Here is a 616-nt window from a genome sequence, read left to right as displayed (position 1 = left end):
TGTGTTTGCATTGGATGTTCTTTTATATATATAGTTACATCTTTAGGTAAATAATAATCAAGTATACTTATAACAAGTTCTTGTCTAACATATTCTTTAGCTATTGGGGAAGTTGTCATTTCAGGCTGATAATGTAAAGGTATATATATATATTTTAGGTTATAATCAGGATTTTCCGCAAGTTGATTATATATTGTAATATATTTTTGCGGATTTTTTTGGTATCCCCTCGGAGAAATACCATTTTTCATATAGAATGGTTTATTATATTTTTTTGATATTTGTTTTTTGTTATTATAATATTCAATTACTTCAGTGCTAATTTCTTCGTGAATTATTTTTTTTGAAAGGAAAGAATAATCAAAAATATCACTAATAAAAAAAACTCTACTTAAGAATTCTACTTGCGTTGCACATAATACTTTTCCATTTCGTTTTTTTATGATTGTATATATGATAAAATCATATATTTCATGTGGTAAATTTGAGCTAATAAAGTAATTTATATTATATTCATTTATTAATGAATACCAAAAAAATAAATGTTTTAAATAATACGCTTCGGCTTGTTGTTGACCAATATTATTCAAGTCAGGTGAATATTACCAATGATTCA

1 protein-coding gene is annotated in these 616 nt (G+C 24.0%); it reads right to left on the bottom strand.

What is annotated here, in order from left to right:
- The coding region (locus ACYVTD_RS15490; protein WP_461248593.1) for a hypothetical protein at positions 1 to 590 on the bottom strand (590 nt) is incomplete at its 3' end.
- Positions 591 to 616: the final 26 nt, after the last annotated feature.

This window comes from Treponema sp. R6D11 (genome assembly GCF_054786075.1).
The sequence above is the reverse complement of the archived record's forward strand: the minus strand, read 5'-3'. Positions and strand labels throughout refer to the sequence as shown.